The 7157-nt window shown below is 52.8% G+C and carries 2 protein-coding genes and 2 pseudogenes; 2 read left to right on the plus strand and 2 right to left on the minus strand.

Features of this window, described 5'->3' with window-relative positions:
* Positions 1–18: 18 nt before the first annotated feature.
* Positions 19–231, minus strand: a pseudogene (locus FTU42_RS14065) (IS5/IS1182 family transposase); the annotation flags it as partial.
* On the opposite strand from FTU42_RS14065, the pseudogene FTU42_RS14070 reads away from it, so the two are divergent.
* A pseudogene (locus FTU42_RS14070) lies at positions 232–693 on the plus strand (IS982 family transposase); the annotation flags it as partial. It lies immediately after the preceding pseudogene.
* A 104-nt stretch (positions 694–797) separates the two neighbouring features.
* Here FTU42_RS14070 and FTU42_RS14075 read toward each other — a convergent pair.
* On the minus strand, positions 798–6941 hold the full coding sequence (locus FTU42_RS14075) for an Ig-like domain-containing protein (protein ID WP_218949835.1): 6144 nt from the start codon (positions 6939–6941) through the stop codon (positions 798–800).
* An 18-nt stretch (positions 6942–6959) separates the two neighbouring features.
* Here FTU42_RS14075 and FTU42_RS14765 point away from each other — a divergent pair.
* The coding region (locus tag FTU42_RS14765) for a hypothetical protein (protein WP_218949836.1) at positions 6960–7157 on the plus strand (198 nt) is incomplete at its 3' end.

Consider the following 7157-nt stretch of genomic DNA (forward strand, 5'->3'; position numbering starts at 1 on the left):
CCCCTAATTGAGCCAAATTTAAGGCGTAACTTGGGTAAGTGGTCGACCTAATTCCGTAAATCTGTTGAGGACTGCTACACGTGCATGAATTTCATTCACCTGACTAGGAAAGCTTCTTGCCATTAATTTATCGCCTAATAATTTGATGCAATGCATCTTGGTTTCCACCAAACTGCGGCGATGATAGCCTGACCATTTTTTCCATAATGTCCTGCCTAAACGTTTAACTGACAGGAAAAATATTATGGGTTTAAAGGGCATATCGTGATTAATTTATCAGGGATGATTACGAACTATACTTTTGCTCCAGCAAATTGTGATGAAAGAGATGTTGCACCTGAAATTACACAAAACATTTATGGTTTATTGGGAGCGGATAAGGGATATATAAGACCTGAATTAAAACAATATTTTAGGCATCAATATTTAGACTTACAAACACCTTATAGACGAAATATGGTTGATCTAAGACCAAAAGAATCAATCAGAATATTGATGAATGCTCGAAGGCAAATTGAAACTGTTATCGGTCAGTTGACTGACCGATTCAACATTCAAAAAGTAAGGGCAAAAGATCTGTGGCATTTAACACATCGAATTGTTCGTAAGATTCTTTCACATACTCTTTCAGTTATTCTAAATATGAAATTAGGGAATCCTCCTATACAGCTTGAAACCATAATTAAAAGTTGAGATTGGCGTATCTAATTTAAAAATATAAGTTTGAAATAATTTTTAACAATGAAAAAGACAAGAAAGCGACATATTTGATATGTCGCTTTCTTTAAAGACTCAGATTAACCAATAATGATTTGGTTATTAATTAAATCCTGTAATTCCAATGCGGTCTTACCTTCAATAATTAACAAATCAGCCCAATCATGAGTTGTACCACTCGTTCTATTAGCAACACCATCACGGTCAATTTTCAATACGGCATCGCCATTACCATCATCTTCAACTTTGATGTAGTTAGCAATATCCGATTGATCTACTGAAAGTAGACCTCCGAAGAACCCAGCACCAAACTCAATTTTGTCATTGGCTTCGTAATCGACCCATGTGTCTGTACCATTACCACCTGTCGCATCGGCAGCATTTAAGACCGCATAAATCGCTGTGTCTGAACCAGAACCACCAATCAAGGTATCGTTGCCTGAACCACCATTGAGGATGTCACTTCCTGCACCGCCGTTTAAGCTGTCATTCTCGAGACCACTCATCAGCAGATCTTCACCGAACGAATCGGCAACGAAGCTTTCGGCAGATGCACCCCTGCCAGCGATGTTCTGAGGTGGGGTCAGGGTGATATTGTCGACCTGCAAGGTAAGATTGCCCCGCAATGAATTGTCCGCAACCGTGAACACCAGCCGGTAGGTGCCTGCCTCATCGATTGTCCGAGTAATGGACTGGTTGCTCAGATTGGTGTCGTTCGTGAAATTGTGCGTACCATCGCCCCCCGTCACATTGCTCCAAGTGCCATTGACGTTCTGCTTTTGCAACCGATAACTGACCGAATCACCGTTCCGTGCCTCGCTCGTCCACTGGTTGAACGTCAGAGTACTGCCAGCATGATTGACAGTAAAAGCAGCGCTGGTGGCTATGGCATTATTTCCACCATTGTTGCTTGAATCATCAATCACCAGTCGCCCATCACTATTAATCGCCACCGTTCCCTCTGTAACAGTCCACGCCGAGGTATTGCCCAGCACGCCACCGCTGAACGCACCCAACACGACAGGCTCGACCGCATGCACCTGCACCACTAGGCTGCCAGTGGTGCTGGCGGTGCTGGAGGGATTACCCACTTCGGTGGTGATGGCCTCCACCTGCAACGTTACCGCACCAGTGCTAGCATTGATCGGCGGGGTGTAAGTCAGCGTAGCCTTGTTCCAGCTCTGAACATCCACTTGCGTGTTGCCACTTGTGGCGGTGAAGCTGTTGCTGCCATCGCTGAGCTTCGCACCCACTGGGATGTTCTTGACCCACACCGCCAAAGTTTCGGAGCCATCGGTATCCACCAGACCTGCAGCAATGCTGGAAATCTTGATGGCAGTACCAGCCTCGCCTTCATTGGCACCATAGGCCTTGTAATAGCCGTAGCCACCGGTACCGTTGCTCAGACTGCCCAGTTCACCCCCTGCCGCCTCAATCGCTGCCACATTTGTAAACAGTTGCGCAGACGTCGTCGACAGCACGGCGGCTGGGTTCAACCCTTCTTTAAACAAGATGCTATAGCCACCAGGCCCAGATTGGTTATGCACATAGATATCCAATGTGTAGTAACCACTGGCAGAGGGCGTAAACGTGCCTTGAAACTTACCGGATCCACTAGAGCCATCAGGACTGGTACTACTAATGCCCCAACGCCCCGAAGCCACAGTGATACCACCGACCACAATGGCAGCGCTGTCATCGGCAGTACCACCAAAGGTATATGACTTACCTGCTTCCAGATAGATCAGGCCGGACATCTTGACACCTGCGTTAGCAGTCAATCCGGTGGAGATGTTGACATTGGCATTGGCATTGGTAACTGTGGTGCTGATGCCACTGGAGGCAACAGTAAAACCGACCAGCAACTCTGTTACAGACACACCATTGCCGCCATTGCCGCCAATGTTCAAACCCGTGTAACTGGTCCGCACCAGTCCATTGTCCACTGGTGACTCGACCACCGGCGGCGGCGTCAGGGTCAACGTGGGCGCGTCGGCCACCGGCGTGACGTTGATCGTCGTGGTGTTATTAGCTGTCTGCCCAAAGTTATCCTTGGAAACCACCGCCAGGGTATCGATACCATTCCAGTGAGTATTACCTTGGTAGGTCAAGGTCTGCAAGGTCGCGTTGATCGCCGCCTCGCTGCCGACCAAGGTCAGGGTACCGCCACCGTTGCTACCAGCACTAATGGAAGCCCCAGTTTGCAACGTCACTTTCATGACACCATTGCCCACGCTGAGCTGCACGCTGGCGAGGTTGGTGTCAGCCACCTGAACCGTCGACAGGCTCAACGTCGTGTCTTCATTGACTGTCTGCGCCACAGGTACCGTGTTGACAGGCGCGCGGGTATCCACGGTCATGCCGACCACGTTGCCTGCCAAGCCGGCATTGCCCGCTGCATCGGCGTAACTGCCCGCCGCAAGCGTCACCGAGGCAGCACCTTCGTAACCCGCTGTCGGGGCGAACGTGGCCGTCCAGACCAGCGGGCTGACCTGCTGCAGGTTCGAGACCGTGCCACCGGTTGTGGTGATGTCGCCCACGACAAAGCCCTGCGGCGCTTCATTGAAGGTGAAGGTGACCATGACGGTCTCCGCGCCAGTCAGGTTCACATCGTCTACACTGACACTCACCGTCGGCGGGGTACCGTCCACGGTGAACACAAATGGCGCGGATGCTAGGCCTGTCGAGTTGGAATCCGAGTTGTAGGCACGCGCCACCACTTCGACCGAACCATCGCCGAGGGTGCCGGTGGTGGTGAGCAGGGCGAGCCGTTCCGAGGTGATGGTCCAGGTCCAAACTCCGCTCGCACTTTCAGGCACTTCGATACGGATCGGGCCGAGGCCACGCACGGTGACCCAGATTTCGTCCACCTCGTCGCCACCGGCTGCATCCAAGTCAATCGTACCGCGAATGCTACCCTGCCTATCGTTGGTCAGTCCATTGTATCCAACATCCCCAGTGTCACCGCTTCCGCCTACACCATTAGAACCAGTAACAGAATCTACATAGGCAACCACTATCGGTGTTGGCAGATTCTCTGGTGCCGGAGTTACGGTTCCACTGTCACTGGTACCAGTATTGCCCGCCTTGTCGGTGACATGAACCTTAAGAAGATCCGAGTTGTAGTCAATAGGCAAGGCCTGATTAAGCGCTACATTGATCTGTAAATATTGCCCGTAACCAGGAGCCAGACTACCAACTATACCCTCGCCATAGAACTCACCGTCATAGTACACCTCGACTTTGTCGCCAATATCGGCATGGGTTTGCTTGGCGTTAGTCAGGTCACCAGACACGAGTGCGGTGACATGACCAAATCCAGTGCTTTCCGGTGCAACATAATCAACATGGGTCGCCTGCGGAGCATAAGTATCAGCCACGAAGGTGTACTTTTCAGACACCTTGCTGACGTGTCCAGTAACGGTATCAACTAGCTTGACCTGCAGATAGATTTCGTCATCGCCACGCAGTTGATCGGCCCACCAGATGGTCTGCAGCACTTCACGCAGTTGATCGGGGCTGATTGTCCATTGGCCGTCGCTGACCGTGACCACCACGTCGGCACCGTTAGGGTAGCCCTGTGGGCCCGGCGCGCTGTCGTCGGTGCTTTGCTTGTTAGCGTACAGGCGCAGGGTGACCTGGCCATCGGGCGCGTCCACCGCGCCAGTAATGCGGCCCATGACGTCGTTGCTGTAGACCACCGAGTTGTCGACGATGGTGGTCGTCTGTGGTGTGCTGCCATCGACGGTGTAGTCCAGCGTGATCGAGGCGCCGTGGTCGTAGGGTTCAAAGGTGTAGCGGCCATCGCCGTACACGGTGATCGCGCCCTTGTCAGGCAGTTCCAACGTCTGACCGATGGTGACGGGCTGGCCGTTAGCAGTCACGTTTGTGACCACACTACTACCATCCGATGCAGTACCTTCCAGTTGGCCTTCTACCTCGGAGCTATTAATCTTGTTTTCTTCCTTCAACGCCACAGTGGTAGCAGTTACGGTGGTTACAGTCGGCGGGAACATGTCGTGGATCGACACCTGCACCTGATACTGCTTGCCATCACTGTCAGTGAGGGTGAGCTGATCATTCAACGGTGCGTTGCTTGCGGCAAGTGCACCAGCCAAGCCTGTATTGAGCACGTAGCTCCATTCGCCGGTGGCGGTGTTGAAGGTGAAGGTGCCGTAGGTACCGGCCAGCGTGGTCGGCGTATTGAAGCCAGTGAGCGCTTCGCCATAGCGGTCCAACACGCTGCCCGAGACCGTAGTGGTGCCGTCAAGCGCAGCCTGCGCACTGGCGCTCCCCTGCACATACTCGATGTTATCGTAGTAACCAGTGATCACCGGTGCTGGCGGCGCGGCAACCGTGTAGGCCTGAACATCCTTCGCGCTATTGCCTGCGGCATCGCTGACGGTAGCCGTGGCCAAGCCGTCCTTCAACAGTGTGGCGTGTTCCTTGATGACCTTCGCCGACCAATTGCCATTCGCATCGACCGTGCCGGTGACGCTGATCGGGTTATTGTCGGCACCGAGAATTGGATCACCATTGGCATACTTGAAGGTCACCGTGACGTTGGTGCCCACATCCACGCCCGACACCGTGCCATTAATGATGAATCCATCTACCATCTTCTCATTCCAATCCACGATGTCATTGCCATCCGCAACGTGGGTGATTGTGATCGTCGGTAAGACTGTATCCACAGAAATCGGACGCGTTGCCTGGACAGCAGGGTTGCCCGCCGTATCGGACACATCCGCAGTTACGGTCAGCGCACCTTGCGGTAACAGCGTTACATGCGCCCGTGGCACATCCAGCGTCCAGGCATTATCCGTCACCACAGCCGTATAGGTCTTGCCATTGAGGGTAACTGTTACCGACTGGCTATTCTCTACGCCAGTGGTGGTGCCCCTGATGGTCAAGTCTTGCTGGGATTCAGCCGCATTGATCACGTCGTCACCCGCCAACGGGCCAGTGATGCCGATCGTTGGTGCGATAGTGTCAATATTGACGTTGCGATTGCCAACGTTACCTGCGTTACCAGCCTGATCGTAGTAACTCCCAGCGGCAATCGTCAGCGGCACCATCGTTTCGGTGTTTGTCGCTGCGGTGACCGTACCCGTCCAGGTGAGTCCGCCATCGCTCGTGCTCAGCGTACCCAGCTTGAGATTGGCTGGATTACCTAGCAAAGCCAAAACCTCCGCTGCCGATAGTGCATTGCCTGCATCATCATGCGGCACTTCGGTAAACTTAATGGTCAACTCGCCAGAATTACTCTCACTAACACCATTTAGCACGTTTGGATCCACCGTGATCGTCACTGTGGGAGGCGTTTTGTCCACGGTAATCGTGTGCAAATCCTGTGCATAATTACCTGCGCTGTCGGTCACGCTTGCAGTGATCTGCGGAGAACCTGTGAGCAAAGCCACATCTTCGACAGGCACTGTTACAATCCAGTTCCCGCTCGTCTCGACTATTTCGAATGTATAAGACTTGCCACCGATCTGAACCTTGATAACCTGGCCGTTTTCCACGCCTGTGGTCGTACCACTGATGGTCAAGTCTTGCTGGGATTCAGTCGCATTGATTACGTCGTCAACAGCCAGAGGACCTGTGATCGCAATCGTCGGTGCGGCGATGTCCACGCTGATCGGGTTGCTTGCCTGCGTTGCAGGGTTGCCAGCCTTATCGCTCACGTCAGCAGTCACAGACACAGAACCTGTTGTAGGCAGTTCGCCCACAGCTTCCGCCGGTACCGTCACGCTCCAGGCGTTGTCCGTCACCGTCGCGGTGTAGGTCTCGCCGTCCACGGTCACCGTCACCTGCTGGCCGTCTTCCACGCCTGTGGTCGTACCACTGATGGTTAATGGCTGTCCTTTTTCAGTCGCATTGATTACGTCGTCAACAGCCAGAGGACCTGTGATCGCAATCGTCGGTGCAACGGTATCAACCGTAAATTTAATTTCTGTCGGATCCGAAACATTCCCAGCTTTGTCAGTTTGACGTACGCTGATGCTGTTCTCACCTTCTTGCGCAACCGGTTTATTACTGCTCCATGTCACACCGCCATCAGTGCTGTATTCAACCAATGCACCCGCTTCGGTACCGCTTACGCTGTAGCTACCGTCGTTGGTGATGAAATCATCTGCTGTACCACTGTCGGTAGTCAGAGTAATCACCGGTGCCGACACTGTAGTATCCAAGGTGAAGGTCAATGATGCTGGTGAAGACATGTTACCTGCTACGTCTGTTTGACGGACGTAGATCGTATTTTCACCTTCAGCTGCAACCGGGGCTGTGGTGCTCCAGTTCGTGCCATCAGTGCTGTATTCAACCAATGCACCCGCTTCGGTACCGCTTACGCTGTAGCTACCGTCGTTGGTGATGAAATCATCTGCTGTACCACTGTCGGTAGTCAGAGTAATCACCGGTGCCGACACTGTAGTATC

This window comes from Acinetobacter sp. YH12102 (assembly GCF_013419125.1).
Taxonomy (GTDB): domain Bacteria; phylum Pseudomonadota; class Gammaproteobacteria; order Pseudomonadales; family Moraxellaceae; genus Acinetobacter; species Acinetobacter pseudolwoffii.

What these genes read in the sequence shown, in the direction of transcription:
- FTU42_RS14075 (WP_218949835.1), bottom strand. Translation starts at nt 6,941, where the DNA reads ATGTCTTCACCAGCATCATTGACCTTCACCTTGGATACTACAGTGTCG.